This window comes from Kitasatospora sp. NPDC059803, assembly GCF_042732255.1.
Classification (GTDB): Bacteria; Actinomycetota; Actinomycetes; order Streptomycetales; family Streptomycetaceae; genus Kitasatospora.
In genome coordinates, this window is sequence record NZ_JBHWIJ010000009.1 from 39,409 (window position 1) to 54,114 (window position 14,706).

At 71.7% G+C, this 14,706-nt stretch carries 13 protein-coding genes; 10 read left to right on the forward strand and 3 right to left on the reverse strand.

Translation table 11 applies throughout. From position 1 onward, the window contains the following. The first annotated feature begins 237 nt into the window (after positions 1 to 237). Together ACFV6I_RS02810 and ACFV6I_RS02815 are read left to right on the forward strand one after the other, a co-directional pair. On the forward strand, positions 238 to 465 hold the full coding sequence (locus ACFV6I_RS02810; protein ID WP_363367991.1) for a hypothetical protein: 228 nt from the start codon (positions 238 to 240) through the stop codon (positions 463 to 465). A 654-nt stretch (positions 466 to 1,119) separates the two neighbouring features. Continuing rightward, positions 1,120 to 3,360 (forward strand): hypothetical protein, encoded by a 2,241-nt coding sequence (locus ACFV6I_RS02815; protein ID WP_380423360.1) that lies wholly within the window; start codon positions 1,120 to 1,122, stop codon positions 3,358 to 3,360. A gap of 65 nt (positions 3,361 to 3,425) precedes the next feature. Here ACFV6I_RS02815 and ACFV6I_RS02820 read toward each other — a convergent pair whose 3' ends face one another. After that, positions 3,426 to 3,719 carry a hypothetical protein gene (locus ACFV6I_RS02820; RefSeq protein ID WP_380423361.1) on the reverse strand — a complete coding sequence of 98 codons (294 nt, stop codon included), beginning with the start codon at positions 3,717 to 3,719 and terminating at the stop codon, positions 3,426 to 3,428. A gap of 235 nt (positions 3,720 to 3,954) precedes the next feature. Between ACFV6I_RS02820 and ACFV6I_RS02825 the strand changes: the two genes are divergently transcribed. The 4 genes from ACFV6I_RS02825 to ACFV6I_RS02840 all read left to right on the forward strand — a co-directional run bounded on the left by ACFV6I_RS02825 (position 3,955) and on the right by ACFV6I_RS02840 (position 7,613). Then, on the forward strand, positions 3,955 to 4,224 hold the full coding sequence (locus ACFV6I_RS02825) for a hypothetical protein (RefSeq protein ID WP_380423362.1): 270 nt from the start codon (positions 3,955 to 3,957) through the stop codon (positions 4,222 to 4,224). Continuing rightward, positions 4,221 to 4,646: a hypothetical protein gene (locus ACFV6I_RS02830; protein ID WP_380423363.1), complete on the forward strand. Its 426-nt coding sequence runs from the start codon at positions 4,221 to 4,223 to the stop codon at positions 4,644 to 4,646. Before ACFV6I_RS02825 ends, ACFV6I_RS02830 begins: the two co-directional genes overlap by 4 nt. A 1,050-nt stretch (positions 4,647 to 5,696) precedes the next feature. Continuing rightward, positions 5,697 to 6,236 (forward strand): GNAT family N-acetyltransferase, encoded by a 540-nt coding sequence (locus ACFV6I_RS02835; protein WP_380423364.1) that lies wholly within the window; start codon positions 5,697 to 5,699, stop codon positions 6,234 to 6,236. A 384-nt stretch (positions 6,237 to 6,620) separates the two neighbouring features. Next, positions 6,621 to 7,613 carry a hypothetical protein gene (locus tag ACFV6I_RS02840; RefSeq protein ID WP_380423365.1) on the forward strand — a complete coding sequence of 331 codons (993 nt, stop codon included), beginning with the start codon at positions 6,621 to 6,623 and terminating at the stop codon, positions 7,611 to 7,613. Positions 7,614 to 7,827: 214 nt separating this feature from the next. Here the strand turns inward: ACFV6I_RS02840 and ACFV6I_RS02845 are convergent, their stop codons facing one another. Next, positions 7,828 to 8,568, reverse strand: a complete 741-nt coding sequence (locus tag ACFV6I_RS02845) for an ArsR/SmtB family transcription factor (protein ID WP_380423366.1) — start codon at positions 8,566 to 8,568, stop codon at positions 7,828 to 7,830. A gap of 138 nt (positions 8,569 to 8,706) precedes the next feature. Between ACFV6I_RS02845 and ACFV6I_RS02850 the strand changes: the two genes are divergently transcribed. Continuing rightward, positions 8,707 to 9,183 (forward strand): GNAT family N-acetyltransferase, encoded by a 477-nt coding sequence (locus ACFV6I_RS02850; protein ID WP_380423367.1) that lies wholly within the window; start codon positions 8,707 to 8,709, stop codon positions 9,181 to 9,183. 246 nt (positions 9,184 to 9,429) lie between these two features. On the opposite strand, the gene ACFV6I_RS02855 is transcribed toward ACFV6I_RS02850, so the two are convergent. Next, a complete protein-coding gene (locus ACFV6I_RS02855) occupies positions 9,430 to 10,125 on the reverse strand; it encodes a DUF4241 domain-containing protein (RefSeq protein WP_380423368.1) in 696 nt (231 codons plus the stop codon). Positions 10,126 to 10,373: 248 nt separating this feature from the next. On the opposite strand from ACFV6I_RS02855, the gene ACFV6I_RS02860 reads away from it, so the two are divergent. From ACFV6I_RS02860 to ACFV6I_RS02870, 3 genes are all read left to right on the forward strand, one after another. Then, positions 10,374 to 12,665 (forward strand): hypothetical protein, encoded by a 2,292-nt coding sequence (locus ACFV6I_RS02860; protein ID WP_380423369.1) that lies wholly within the window; start codon positions 10,374 to 10,376, stop codon positions 12,663 to 12,665. 361 nt (positions 12,666 to 13,026) lie between these two features. Then, positions 13,027 to 13,863, forward strand: coding sequence for a GNAT family N-acetyltransferase (locus ACFV6I_RS02865; RefSeq protein WP_380371091.1), 837 nt, complete (start codon positions 13,027 to 13,029; stop codon positions 13,861 to 13,863). Continuing rightward, the gene (locus ACFV6I_RS02870) at positions 13,860 to 14,702 is read left to right on the forward strand and encodes a lysophospholipid acyltransferase family protein (protein WP_380423370.1); all 843 of its coding nucleotides are present in this window, start codon (positions 13,860 to 13,862) and stop codon (positions 14,700 to 14,702) included. Before ACFV6I_RS02865 ends, ACFV6I_RS02870 begins: the two co-directional genes overlap by 4 nt. Positions 14,703 to 14,706 lie beyond the last annotated feature (4 nt).

Genomic DNA, 14,706 nt, shown 5'->3' on the forward strand with positions numbered 1-14,706 from the left:
GCACCTCGGTCGACGTCGCGCGGCTTCCGGACCCCGGTCAATCGTGCACAGACCTTCGAGGGGCTGCGCGCCGACGTACGCCCGAAACGACCAGGCGGCGGGCCCGCTGCGCGCCGCCTCACTCCAACCGGCCAGCAGCGCTCGCCCGCCCCGGGGTCCCCCTGGCAGCGTCTTCGGTGACCGGTGCCGTCAGTGGCCCGGTCGGCCCGGCCGACTGCCCCGAGGAAAGGAAGGTCCATGACCAGAAGAGGATTCAGTGTCACCGTCCAGGGCGACCTGGAGGGGGACGTGCTGCAGCGGATCGGGGACACGGTGCGAAGGCTCGTCCTCGACCAGGTCGCCGAGCTCGACCTCGCGCCGCCGCTGCGCGAGGTGCCGCTCGGCGGGGCCGGTTCTGCCGGCGACGCGGTGGACGCGCTGCTGAAGCGGCCGGGGCCGATCGGGTTGCAGATGGAGCAGGAGTAGTAGTGACCGAGACCGAGGCCGGCCCGGCCCGAGCCGGGGCGACCTGCCCGAGCAGCCTGTGCGCCCCGGGCCACCTGCTGCTCGGCATCGTCCGGCAGGACGGCACCGTCGCCGCACTGCGCCCGCCGCTGACGGTGGACGCCGAGTTCACGGCCCGGGCCTCCGCCCCCGGTCTGCGCCCGCCCGAGGCACGGTTCCGCTTCGCCGGGCCCTGCGTCGAAGCGGCCTGCGGCCAGTGGGAAGGGTCCCGCTGCTCGCTCGGCGACGCGGTGGCCCATGCCGCGTACGAGGTGGGCGCGGACGACCCGGACGCTCCGCTTCCCCCGTGCGCCGTCCGCTCCACCTGCCGCTGGTGGCAGCAGAGCGGTTCCGCCGTATGCCGAGTCTGCGACCGGATCGTGCACACCATCAAAGCGCCCGCCGAGACCACCAGTTCGAGGACACTCTCGAAGCCTGGGATGTCTCCGTCCTGGCCCGGGTCTCCTCATGGCAGTGAGGAATGCACCGCTGATGCTTCAAGTCCCCGCGCGGCCGGATCGGGCCCTGTCGCCCGCGCGAGCGCCCCCGCGGCAAATCAGCGGAGTCACCGAAGGGCGATTTCATAACAGCTTGTCTTCACTATGAATACTCAGAGTGACTGCTATATGTGGGTACATGACACATGAACAGCACTCGGCGCCTCCTGGGCAGCGCCCGCGGCGCGTCCGGACGGCCCGGCTCGCCGCAGGGGCCCTGGCCCTGATGGTCGGCGCCGCAATGCCCCTGTGCCTGGACACCGGCACCCAGGCGCAGCCTCGGGCCGGCGGCTCGCCCCTGGTCAGCGAGACGTTCACCCAGGCCACCGCCCCGGAGTTCACCGGCGTGGGGTCGGCCTGTCTCACCGGCGCGCCGGCTGCCGCCGCGCCCGGCCCCGGGGGCCATCCGCTGGGCGGCTGCCCGGGCGGCGTGGGCCCGGTGCCGCCCCCCGACGGCGCGCCGCACGGCTATCTGCGGCTGACGGACGCGTCCAACGACCAGGCCGGCGCGGTCCTCTACAACAACGCGCTGCCCGCCAACCAGGGCCTCGATGTCACCTTCGACCAGTGGCAGTACGGGAGCACGACCCCGGCCAACCCCGCTGACGGCATCTCGTTCTTCCTGGTGAACGGCGACGGCGCGCTGGCCCACCCCGGCGCCTTCGGCGGCAGCCTCGGGTACGCGCAGAAGCTTCCCGACGACGACCCCACCGCCACCTTCCTGCTCGGTGTGGACCGTGGCTACCTGGGCGTGGGGCTCGATGTCCTCGGGAACTACTTCGGCGACTGGGAGCACCGCGGCAACGGCTGTCCCACCCGCTCGCCCGCCGGGACGGCGTTCCGCGTCCCCGGTCCCGGGGCCAACATGGTCACAGTGCGCGGCCCGGGCGACGGGATCGAGGGCTACTGCTTCCTGACCGCCACCACCAGCAACTTCAGCACCACCGCACCCTGGCCGTCGACGCTCCCGGGCACCCTGCAAGGGCCGCTCACCGCGCTGCCCCCGGGGGCCACCCCCGCCCAGGCCGAGACCGCGCTCGAACCCTCGCGCCGCCGGGTCCATGTCGAGCTCACCCCGACGCCCGCCCCGGTGCTCACCGTGTCGGTCGACTTCAACGACGGCACCGGCTCCCACCAGGTGCTCAGCATGCCCGCCCCGCAACCGGTGCCCGCCACCTACAAGTTCGGGTTCGCGGCCTCCACCGGCCTGTTCACCGACGTGCACCTCATCCGCAACGTGGTGGTGAGCAGCAACCAGCCGCTGCCGCAGTTGAACCTCGTCAAGCAGGTCCGGCAGCCGCTGCCCGGTGACCTGGTGGCCGGGACGCGGGTGCCGTACGACTTCGTGGTCACCAACTCCGGTGCCACGGACATCACCGGCCTCGCCGTCAACGACCCGAAGGTCGGCCCGGTCTCGTGTCCCACGACGACGCTCGCGAGCGGTCATACGGTCACCTGCACGGCCACCTACACCGTCACCACCGCCGACGTGACCCACGGTTCCATCGTCAACACGGCCACCGCGACCGGCACCTCGGGCGGCCAGCCGGTCTCCTCGCCGCCGTCCTCGCAGAGCGTGCCGATCGAACGGCCGCCCGGCCTCGCCATCGAGAAGCAGGCGCAGACGCCCGGCCCCTACACGGTCGGGCAGACGGTCACCTTCCGCTACACCGTCCAGAACACCGGGGGCACCGAGCTGACCGGCGTCCACGTGACCGACGACCACGTCGCCGACATCACCTGCGCCTCGACCACGCTCGCCCCGGCGGAAAGCCCGGGCGACCGTACCACCTGCCACGGCACGTACACGATCACCGAGAACGACGCCACGGCCGGCTCCGTCACCAACACCGCCACCGCCACCGGTACGGCGAACGGCCAGCCGGTCACGTCCCCGCAAACCCAGCTGACGCTGCCGATCGGGGCGCCGCACCTCACCCTGAAGAAGCGGGTCCTCTCGCGCGGCCCCTTCGCCGTCGGAGACACGGTGGAGTACTCCTACACGGTCACCAACACCGGCAGCACCGACCTGCACGGCGTGCTGGTCGACGACGACCGCATCGCCGACGTCAGCTGCGCCGCGACCACGCTGACGCCCGGGGCCAGCACCACCTGCCACGGCACCTACACGATCACCCTGGCCGACATCGAAGCCTGCAAGACGGCCCACAACCGCGGCGGCGCCGAGAAGGGCTGCGACATCACCAACGTGGCGTTCGCGGCGGCCACCGACCCGCACGGGAACCCGATCGTCAGCGAACCCGCCAAGGCCACCATCACCGTGGGAGAGAAGAAGGACTCCTACTGCCACAAGCACCCCGGCCACGGCCACTGCCGCAAGGGACTCACCGAGCCCGCGCCCGACCAGGAAGACGACTGACGACACCTCGCCACCCCCGGCCCTCGCGCCCCCTTCCCTCATCGTGTGTTCAGGCGCCGCTTCGTCTAGAGTCCGGGCCGGTCGGCGTTCCACCCCTTCGGTAGGGCCTCGTCGCAGAAGACGCAGACGAAGTCCTCCTCGCGCACGATGTTGAGTTGCCGGCAGGACGGGCAGCGGCGAAATACCATCTCGTGCGTGAAGCCGGACGGGCGAACGACCCTGGCCTGGTCCAGGGCGCCGGCGACGGCCGGCCACGAGCTGACGTCCGGGCAGTAGTCGGTCGACTGGTTGCCGACCTCGTCGACCGCCCACCGCCCGGACCCCTCGCGGAAACCGGCCTCACCGGCGCCCAGGACCATGTCTCCACCGGCGGACGCGCCACGTGCTCACCGCGGCGCAGGGCCTCGGCCCGGCCTGATCGACAACGAAGATGAAGGGCTCGGACAACACGCTCCCCGGTTCCACCACGTCGGTGTGTTCTCCGGGTGTTCGGAGATCTGCCGCTGACGTCGTCGACCCCGACGCGGCCCAGTCTGAGCTAGGTTCTCCCCATGGCAGACATAGACCCGCTGGTACCTGTCCTTGCCGGGATGGTTGTCGACAGCGTCTGGCTTCCTCGACAGCTGCGACGACGACGAAGTGGATCCCGACTCCGCGGTGAGGATGCTGGAGAGCGTGGCCTCGGTGCTCAAGGGCCTGCCGTCCGAACAGCTCGACAGGTTCCTGGTGGTGCTCAGGAGTCTGGCCGAAGTGGAGCCCGAGCCCAGTCGGCGGGAGTTCTTGGAGGCGTTCCCCTTCACCTGCGGCTTGGTGGAGGAAGAGTCCTGCGCAGTCGAGACGTCTCCTGGCACGCTGGTGACATGAACGATCTCCAGGATCGGGAGCCGATTGATTCGCTCGTTGCCGCGGATTCTCCCTCATGGAGCGTCAGGGCCGCTGCAGGGCGTCGGCTGGCGGTAGTACCTCATATCGAGGACGTCGCCGAAGTCCTCCACCGCCTTTTGCTCGATGTTCAAGACACCGCAGTGACCTCGGAGACAGCCGTGGCCTTGTTGGCACGTGAGGACCTACCGGGTCTACGCGCCGTGCTCGCCGCCCTAGCCAACGCGACCAACCAGGGAACCGCTGACCAGCTCAGCGCAGAGCTTGACTGTGACCCGCGCTGGATGACCGGCAACGGCATGACCGAGCTCATCCGTCAACTCAAGACGCTGACGTCGGACGCAGATTCAGGGGTTCGCGACGAGGCCCAACGGCGACTCTCACTCCTACGACAGAACAACTGACCTGCGGTGGTCCGTCACCACTGGCGCAAACTGCCGTCGGCCCACCTTCGGTGACACGCGGTCCAGGTTCCCTGGCACAGGTCAGGGGGCGTTCAAATGTACGCAGCTGAGGAGAGCGAAGGCCGTAGGCCGAAGCTGGGTCTGATGACGGCACCGACGCCACCTCGCCGTGTGCGCACTCACTGGCTTCCCTGTCTCCGCGCTCCGGTCCGGACCGGGGCCGGTGTGGATCGTGTCCGTGTCGATGGCGTGGGGGAGCACAGCGTCGGCGGGTTCGGTGTTGTCGGATTCCGTGAGGCCCGCCGTCCCTGTCGACTCCTTCGGTTCCGTCGGGACCGGAAATTCTTCGGTGTGCTCCCGTCCGGGTAACCCCGTTCAGGGCTCCGGGACAGGAAGATTTCCTGTCCCGCATGTCGGTGCCGTCACCGCAGGGGGCTTGTGAGACGAAGCCAGTCCGGCTGCTGCTCCGTTCGGCGCCGGGTTTCCGAGGGCGCAGGCCCGTTGGGCTGTTCGCAGGTGCTGGTGGCGACGGCGGTCGCGCCACCATTCCAGTCGGTCGTGTGAGGCCTGGGGGAAGACGGCGTTGAGTACGGTCCAGGCCCCGGCAGGTGCGGCAAGGAGCAGGATCGCCCACCAAGGGGTGTGGTTGTGGAGCAGGAGGACCGGTGAGATGACACCGGCGGTCCCGGCCAGGGGCAGGGTTCGGTTGCGTTTGTCCACCTGAAGCCTCTCTCTCCTCAATGACGGCGGGGGCTGCTCGTCCCGCGTGTGACAGCGTTCCTTCACCGAGTCAGGGGCGATGCAGTGTTGTCCTGTTGTGTGCCCAGGGTGGAGAGGTCTCTTCCACCGTGGTGGAGAGGGATGGAAGGTGTCGTCGGTTGCTCAAATCCATCGTCGAAGGGGTTGTCGATGCTGAGGGACTACTCGGTGAGGTCGCTGGCGAGGAACTCGCCGGCCTGCCGCCAGCTGTTCCGGCGGTGCCCGCCGCCCTGGCGCGCTGTGTCCCGGGGTGCTGGGCCGGTTGGGTTGACCACCTGTTAGCGTGCGCGAATGGAAGATCTGGGAGCTGTGGTTTGGCCGCCTGAGCCGGTCAGGACCGGGAGGCTCGTGCTCCGTGAGTCCGAGGTCCGGGACCGTGCGGCGTTCATCGAGCTGCTCGCCTCGCCGGAGGTGCACGCCTACCTCGGTGGCCCCCGGCCGCGTGACGAGCTCGAGCGCGAGATGTCCGGGGCGCCCGAGCGGTGGCCCGGGAGTTTCGTCGTCGACCTCGACGGGTCGATGATCGGCCAGATCCTGCTCAGGAGGGCGACGGGGCACCGCCGTCCGGCTGCCGCGGGGAAGGTCGATCTCGGCTACCTGTTCCTGCCGCGGGCGTGGGGACTCGGGTACGCCGCCGAGGCCTGCGCGGCGGCACTCGGCTGGCTCGCCGGTGCGCTTCCCGGCGAGCCGGTGGTGCTCACCACCCAGAGCGCCAACGTCGGCTCGATGCGTCTGGCGGCGAAGCTGGGGTTCACCGAGGTGGAGCGGTTCGAGGCCTGGGGCGCCGAGCAGTGGCTCGGCATGCGCTCCCCGGCCACGCCGTCCGATTGAGCCTGCGTCGCAACCGCCGGGGAGCACCCGCCCGCCTGCGCGCGGGAGGCGCTGCTGTGGGTTCTCGTCCGAATGCCGTCAGGAGCCGGCGCACCTGTCGTTCTCTTGTGGCGGAGAGGGGCGCTTCTCGCGCGTCCAGGCGGGCGTGGGCCCGGCGCGCGCGTGTCGGTAGTGGTCGTCGCGACGGATGCGCCGTCCGCGAACTGGCGCGGAGCAGCACGGGCCCCTGTCCCGGTACTCCAACGGGCTCGGCATCCGAGCGCAATCCCGGTCCTTTGGAAGGACCGTCAAGTACCCTGCCAGGCATCGTTCTCGACCGGCTGTTCTGTCGGTGGCGGCGGCTAAGGTCCGTATGCCTGTCCGCCGTCCGAAAGAGATGCCTCGATGGTTCGTGTCACACCGCAGCGCCGGGTGGATATCGCCGCGGCCTTCCCGGAACTGGTGCCGTTGGCGCGGCAGACGGCGCGCCTGCACCCACGGTTGGGCGAGCCGACCGTCCACGACAGTTCGGTCGGGGGCCCGTTGCTGTGGCCGGTCAGTGAGCCGTGGCCGGTGTGCGAGGGCCCGCATCCGGAGGAGGACGAGGGCGATCTGCCGGTGTCGATGGCCGATATCCGGCGGCGCCGGGAGCTCTATGAGACCCATCCCGACGACCGGGAGGAGGCGGCCCTGGACGCGACGTCCGCGGGACATCCGTGGAGCCGGAAGCCGAACGCCCTGCTGCCGGTGGCCCAGCTCTACGCGCGCGACATCCCCTCGCTGCCGTGCCCCGAGGGCGCGGACATGCTGCAGGTGCTGTGGTGCCCGCTGAACCACGATCCGTCGCGGATGCCGGCGGCCAGGGTGGTGTGGGGCTCTTCCACACAGGTCGACGCGCTGCTGACCGACCCGCCGCTGCCAGCTGACGTGGAGAATTACGGCAACTACGTGCCCGAGCCGTGCGTGCTGCACCCGGAGGTGGTGACGGAGTACCCGGCGCCGCTGGAGCTGGAGGCCGACCTCGCGGACCGGATCGAGGACTGGTGCGAGCGGGAGTTCACCGGCACCGATCCGAGGTACTGGTACGCCGAGGAGTTCCGGGCCTACTACCAGTACGAGCTGTCGGTCGCCCCTGGCTGGAAGGTCGGTGGCTGGGGGCCGTGGAGCTTCCGCGATCCGTCGGTGATTCGGTGCACCGCTTGCGAATCCGCCATGGTGCCGCTGCTGACGATCGCTTCCGGCGTTCTGGACGGCAGCGGCTGGGACCCGGTCGAGGACCGCGACGCGGACGGCGACATCGGCATCCAGATCGGGCGGAGCTACACATGCAGCTCTACTACTGCCCGCTCTCCTTCGAGCACCCGTGCCGGGAAGTCATGCAGTAACGGCCTTGGGTGAAGTCGGGGTCGGGGCGTGGCTGTTGGCGGTTCGACCGGTGGGTGAGCAGCAAACGGCGTCGCGGGCGAGGACAAGTTCGGCGCTTGTCCGGCGGCGGCGGCGGGCCGGGCGTCGTGCGGAGCGGTCGGGGACCAGGCGTCGCAACTCACCCAGCCCGTGCGGCCCTTCCACCGCCACGGCCCCACCAGCACCGGGACCGTTCATCCCAGGGCCGCTAATCCGCCTCTTGGTCCCAGGGCGGCAGCTTGGTGGTCGCAGGCTGTCCGAGGTGGTCGCGCAGTTCGTGTCTGCCCAGATCCGTGAGGGCGAGGGCGCGGGTGGTTCCGATCCGGGTCAGCCACCCGGCGGCCAGAGCGTGCCCGCAGATGGCGGCGCCGACGGCCCCGCCCAGGTGCGGGCGTCGTTCGGTCCAGTCCAGGCAGGCGCGTACCAGCGGTCTGCGGGAGGCGTTGGGCAGTGCGATGCCCAGGTCGTGGAGCCAGGCCGCCCCTTCGGCGGTGAGCGACGGATCGGCTCCCCACTCCAACAGGCCGCGGCCGGCCATCGAGTCGGTGACGGCCAGGCCCAGTTCTCCGGCCAGGTGGTCGTAGCAGAGCCGCGCGCGGGCCAGGGCCCGCTGTCGCCCTGAGCCCGACAGCGAACGCGGCCTGGGGGTGTGGCGCGGCGCGAGTGCGGCGAGGCTCTCGATCAGGGCCATCACGCGCGGATCGGCCATCCGCAGGTAACGGTGGCGTCCGTGGCGTTCCTCGACGAGGAGTCCGCCACGTACGAGCACGTTCAGGTGCTCGGTCGCGGACGAGGCCGCGACACCGGCATGGCGGGCCAGTTCCGTGGCCGTCCAGGCCCGGCCGTCCAGCAGGGCCAGGCAGAAGTCCGCCCTGGTGCCGTCGGCCAGCAGCCTGGCCACGGCGGCCAGGTCCACGCCGACGTCCTGGCCCTCGCGTTGATGGTCCATGTCCCCGATTGTCGTCGATCTCGCTTCGGGCTCGGCCGAAGCGTCCACGCCCTAACGTCCCGTACCGGCCGAGGCCACCGCGCCCTGCGCCCTACGCCCTGCGCCCGCACACCGTCCGCCAACCGCCCTGGGAGCCTCATGCCCGCCACCGACAGCACGCCATCGAGCCTCTGGCCCGGAATCGGCCTCACGGTCACCGACGCCCCGAATCCCACCGACGTATCGCTCGTCTCCGACGCCCTGGACCGGTTCAACACCGACTCGACAGCCGTCGACGACCGCCGCCCGCTGGCCGTCCTGGTGCGTGACCGCGTGACCTCCCAGGTGATCGGTGGTCTGACCGGTCGCACCTCACTCGGGCTGTTCTTCCTCGACCTGTTCTTCCTGCCGGCCGAGTTGCGCCATGGCGGCCTGGGCAGTGAGATCCTGCGCCGGGCCGAAAGCGAAGCCCGCGCACGCGGCTGCCGCACGGCGGTCCTGTACACGATCAGCTTCCAGGCTCCCGGCTTCTACGCGAAGCACGGCTGGCGACGCCTGGGCGAAGTCCCGTGCGATCCGCCGGGCACCAGCAGGGTCTTCATGACCAAGGACCTCGACCCGCCGTCGGCCCCCTGAATCCGCAGTACCGCGGTGCTGCATGCCGTGTTCTGCCCGATCCTCAAGGACGGCAGTAGCGGGTGAGCATGCGGCCCCTGCCCGAGTAGCCGACGGGCTGGGCCCCCGCGGCCGGCAGAGCGGCGGCGGGGGCCTGCCGTCAGGTCGCCTCCGTCCGGCCATCGGCTATGCGTGGCCCGGAGTCGCGCTGGTCGGTAAAAGACCTCGACGCGGCGGCAGGGCCGGGCTGGCTCTCACCAGGCCCTCTCAGTCCCACGGGCTGGTGGGCACCGGGCCCGGGACGACGACCACCGCGATCTCGCCGTCGCGCGCACGGCCCGCCCAGACCTGGCCCCAGCCTTCCGGGACACCGAAGGCCAGCAGGTCGGCCCGGCATCCCTCGTCGCGGGCGAGCTCGAAGTAGCCCTCGCAGAGGTCTTCGGTGCCCCGCCCGACCGGCGGGCCGCCGAATCCGGCGGCGGTCACGTCGGCCAGGTAGCGGCGGAAGGGTTCGGTCAGCGGTTGCCAGGCGGTGGTGTCGGCGAAGCAGCCCATTGCGTCCTCCGCCGCGAATCCCGCGCCGGCAGCGCGCAGGGCCGGGTCCTCGCCCACGCCGAGGGCGAGCTCCCACGTGACCACCGGCTCGTCGCGCACGCGCAGGCGTGTTGCGGCGCACTCCCGATGTTCGGTGTAGTAACCGTCGGAGAGGTGGGGCCAGTTGGCCCAGGAGACGTCCACCGGGTACTCGCCGGGCGGGATGCGGAACGCGAGCTCGCGCGGCGGCCCGGTGATCCAGGGCGAGTCCACGACCAACCGGCCGCTCGGCAGCCGGATTGCGGTGACCTCCTGCACCTCGGCGATCTCGATCCAGCTGTACGGGGTGTGCGCATCGCCGCCGATCCGCAGGCCCGGTATGAACAGTCCGTCGAGGTACTCGCGCGTCCCTGGCCTGACCTCGTCCATTCCCGCCCCTTCCTTCTCACTCCTGTGGCACCTGTTGCCCCGGACGATACGCACCGCCGCAGACAACCCCCGGTGCCGCAGCCCGCCCGGCGCGGCCGGTTCTGACCGGGCCGCAGGGGCACGGGCGCGCAGGCCGGTTACGGGGAGGCTTCCGAAACGAGAACCGTTTCCAAAAACCCCGCCATCGATCGGTCAAGGTCTGTCGGAACGCGGCCGTAGCGACTGCCCGTTGCGCCAGGGTGGGCGCCATGAGACTCCTGAAACCCCGTCCTGCCCCGCGCGCGGGCCGGACGCCGTTCCGCGCGCTGCCGCTGATCGCGCTGGTCGTGGCCGGCGCGGTGATATCCCTCGGTACGGTCGTCCCGGCCGCGGCCGCGACCTCCCGGGTCGACCTGAACGTCCTCGTCGTCACCGACGGCAACCCGTGGGTCGAGGGCATCCACAAGCAACTGGTCTCCGAGGGCGTGCCGACCACCGTGGTCGACCTCACCAGCAGCAACCGCGCCACCCTCACGGCGTCCTTCCTCGCCGACGCCCTGGCCGACGGCACACCGCACGGCCACTTCGAGGGCGTCGTCCTGCCCAACGACGCGCCGAGCCGGCTCTCCACCGCCGAACTCTCCGCCCTCACCGGCTACGAGCAGGCCTACCACGTCCGACAGGTCGACTCCTACGTGTGGCCGGGCACCAACACCGGTCTGAGCACGCCCGCGTGGACCGGTTCGCTCGACGCGACCACCGCCACCGCGTCCTCCTCCGCCCGGACCGACGCCTTCCGCTACCTCAACGGCCCGGTGCCGTTCGAGGGCACCGCGGGCGGCAGCGGCTCGTATGGCGCGCTGGCCACGCCGGTGCCCGACAACCCGGCCACCGGCTCGCACTTCGAACCGTTCCTCACCGAGACGGTGCCCGGCACCTCGACGCAGGGCGTGCTCGCGGGCGTCTACACCAGCAGCGGCCGCCAGCAGTTGGTCCTCACCTTCGCGTACAACTACGACCAGCAGCAGTTCCGGCTGCTCGCGCACGGGATCGTCGACTGGGTGACGCGGGGTGTCCACCTGGGCTACTGGCGCAACTACTTCTCGGCACACGTCGACGACCTGTTCAACGCCAACTCCCGTTGGAGCCAGAGCGGCAAGTGCACCCCGGGCGAAGGCGACTGCGCCGCCGGCGTACCGGACACCACGCCCATCCGGATGGCCGCCTCCGACGTCACCGACACGGTGAACTGGCAGCAGCAGAACGGCTACACCCTGGACTTCCTGTTCAACGCGGGCCCGGGTGTCGAGTACCAGCAGGAGCAGGGCGGCGACGACCCGCTGAGCGACGCGCTGCTGGCGAACAAGAACAGCTTCCGGTGGGTCAACCACACCTACGACCACCCGTTCCTGGGCTGCGTGCAGGACTTCTCGGTGATCCCCTGGCGGTGCCAGACCGATGCCTCGGGCGCCATCGAATACGTCGACCAGGCCACCATCAGCTCCCAGATCACCCAGAACATCCAGTTCGCCCAGGCCAACGGCCTCCCGTTCCGGCCGAACGAGCTGGTCGCGGGCGAACACTCCGGCACCGTGATGCTGCCGCAGCAGCCCGCCGACAACCCGAACTTCCTGGCCGCGTTGAGCGCAAACAACATCCAGTGGCTCGGCGTCGACGCCTCCCGCGAGAGCGGGCAGCGTCAGATCGCCTCCGCGCTCGGCACCCCGCGCCACCCGGTCAACGTGTTCTACAACGTCTCCACCCAGGCCGACGAGGTGAGCGAGTACAACTGGCTCTACACCTCCAAGGCGAACGGCGGAAGCGGCAACTGCGAGGCCAACCCCGCCACCACGACCTGCATCGCACCGCTGGACCCGAACACCGCCTGGTCGAGCTACGTCCTGCCGCTGCAGGTCAGGATCACCCTCGGGTACGTGCTGTCCAACGACCCGCGGCCCTTCTTCATGCACCAGTCCAACCTGACCGACGACAAGCTGGCCCTGCAGACCCTCACCGGCATCCTGTCCACCTACCGCACCTGGTTCACCGCGGACACCCCGGTGGTCAACCAGACCCTCACCGACTCCGGGACGGTCCTCCAGCAGCAGGCCGGCTGGCAGCAGGCCCAGAACGCGGGCTCGGCCACCGGCTACGTCCAGGGCGGCGTGGTCACCCTCCAGGGGACCTCCGGCACCGCCGTGCCGGTCACCGTGCCCGCCGGCACCACCGTCACCGGCGGCGCCACCTTCGGCGCCGCGTACGGCGGCGAGCAGTCCGCGAACACCACGCTCGGCGCGACGGCTACCGCACTCACGCTGCCCACGAACGTGTTCGGTACGGTGGCCGACTCGACCCCCACCGGCCCGGGCGCGGAGCTCGCCTCCTACGCCAAGGGCTCCCCGCACGACGTGCGCCGCGACGGCGACGCCATCGTCATCACCGACCCGACCGGCACCCACGTCCTGCCGAAGCTCGCCGGCGCGCCGGAGGAGCAGCTGCACATCGGCGACCACCACCACAACCCGTACAACGCCGTCCCGAAGGCACCGGCCAAGAAGTAGCCCGCACCGCGCACCTCGCACCCCGTACCGCGGCGGGGGGGGCGGCGCCCCCCGGCGCCCCCCCCCGGCCGGGGGGGGGGCGGGGCCACGCCCGGGCGTGGGGGGCCGGCCGGGCCCCCCCGCCCCCCGGGCTGTCCACCCCCGGCGAGCGAGCACCCGGTGCCCGGCAGATGACCGGGAGGCGACGGGTGGTCCCATTCAGCAGTTGCACATCTGCGCTCCGCCGCGCCGCAACATGGATGCCAACCGGCTCGGAGAGATATACGGGGACCGGTTCGCGTGCAGGCCCAACGCCTGCGGGCCGGGCCGGTGCCCTGGCGATCCAGGGCGCCGCCGATCGTGCTGCCCTGGAGGGTCCGCCATGACCACCGTCCCCACGTACACTCCGACCGCAGTAGCCCCCACCCAGGACGCCCCCGCCGTCCCCGCCCCCCGCCGGCCGCAGGCCCCGGCCGCCTACACCGTCTCCCTCGCCCGCGACGCCGACGACGTGCGCGCCGCCCAGCGGCTGCGCCACCAGGTGTTCGCCGCCGAGCTCGGCGCCGTCCTGCACAGCCCGGTCGCCGGCCTGGACGTCGACCCCTTCGACGAGTACTGCGACCACCTCCTGGTCCGCGAGGGCGAGCACGGCGCCGTCGTCGGCACCTACCGGCTGCTGCGCCCCGAGGCCGCCCGGCGGGCCGGACGGCTCTACTCCGACGGCGAGTTCGAGCTCTCCGCCCTGGCGCCGGTCCGCCCGGGCCTGGTGGAACTCGGCCGCTCCTGCATCCACCCCGACCACCGGGGCAACGGCGCCGTCATCAACCTGATGTGGGGCGGCATCGCCCGGTACCTCTCCGACACCGGCAACACCTGGGTCGGCGGCTGCTGCTCGATCCCCTTGGACGACGGCGGCGCCACCGCGGCCCGGGTCTGGGACACCGTCAGCGCCAAGTACCTGGCCCCCGAGCAGTACCGGGTCACCCCGCGCCGCCGCTGGGACGCCACCGGCGTGCCGCGCGCCGAGCGCGGCGCACTGCCCGCCCTGCTCCGCGGCTACCTGCGGCTCGGCGCCTGGGTCTGCGGCGAGCCCGCGTACGACCCGGACTTCGACTGCGTCGACCTGTACGTGCTGCTGTCCCTGGAGCGCACCGACCCGCGCTACCTGCGGCACTTCCTGTCCGGACTGCCCGCCCGGCCCCTCGGCGCCTCATCATGAGCGTCTGGCTGCCGACGGCCCCCTGCCGGCCCGAGACCTGCCTGGCCGACCCGGCGCCCGCCGTCTCGCACCCCCGGCGGGCGCTGCGGCTGGCGGCCTGCCTGGCGGCGGTGCTGGCGGGCGTGCTGCTCAGCCTGCCCCTGCGCCTCCTCCCGTACGGGACCCGGGAGCGGCTGATCCGGCTCTGGGCGCGCGTCCTGTTGCACACCCTCGGGGTCACCGTCCACCTCGGGACGCCGGGCGGCACGCTCGGCGGCGGGACGCTCGTGGTGGCCAACCACGTGTCCTGGCTGGACATCCCGCTGATCGCGGCGGGCCGCCCGGGCCGCTCACTGGCCAAGACCGAGGTCCGCCGGTGGCCGGTGCTCGGGCCGCTGATCGCCTGGGGCGGCACAGTGTTCCTGGACCGCGACCGGCTGCGCGCGCTGCCCGACACCGTGGCGGCGGTGGCCGAGGTGCTGCGCGCCGGCCAGCCGGTGATCGTCTTCCCGGAGGGGTCCACCTGGTGCGGGCGGGAGAGCGGCCGCTTCCGGCCCGCACTGTTCCAGGCGGCGGTGGAGGCGGGCGCCTTCGTCCAGCCGGTGACGATCCGCTACCGGCTGGCGGACGGACGGCCGACCAGCGTGCCCGCCTTCATCGGCGACGACGGACTGCTCACCTCGCTCGCCCGGGTGGTCGCGGTGCGCGGGCTGGTCGCCGACGTGACGTTCCTGCCGCCGATTCCGCCGCCCCCCCCCCCGGCCCCCCCGGCGGGGGGGCGCCGGGGGAGGGGCCGCTCGGGGCCGGGGGGGGGGGGGGGCCACCCGCGTCCTGGGGGGGGCGCGCGCACCGCTCTCTGAGGGG